The organism is Lentilactobacillus hilgardii DSM 20176 = ATCC 8290 (assembly GCF_000159315.1).
GTDB lineage: Bacteria > Bacillota > Bacilli > Lactobacillales > Lactobacillaceae > Lentilactobacillus > Lentilactobacillus hilgardii.
Window position 1 is genome coordinate 1 of the sequence record NZ_GG670055.1, and the last position, 241, is coordinate 241.

The 241-nt window shown below is 39.8% G+C and carries 1 pseudogene; it reads right to left on the minus strand.

The features are described 5' to 3' along the window. Positions 1 to 241, minus strand: a pseudogene (locus HMPREF0519_RS13990) (BspA family leucine-rich repeat surface protein); the annotation flags it as partial.

The following is a 241-nucleotide window of genomic DNA, read 5'->3' on the forward strand; positions in this document are numbered from 1 at the left end:
GCTAAATTAAAGTCACCGTTAAACATCGATGACATATCAGTGGCTTTAGACGTATCAATGTTATCCATTCCGGTAATTGATTCCAAATTTGTCATCTCAGAAAGAAAGCCTACAGGCGCTGAGTCTTCCAAAAATAGCGGTGCTGTTATCTGCACCTTTGTGATGTCTGTGTTACCCATCCAAGGATAAACATGAGCCGAAGTGAGTGTTCCACCATTAAGTGTTAATATGCCATTATCAA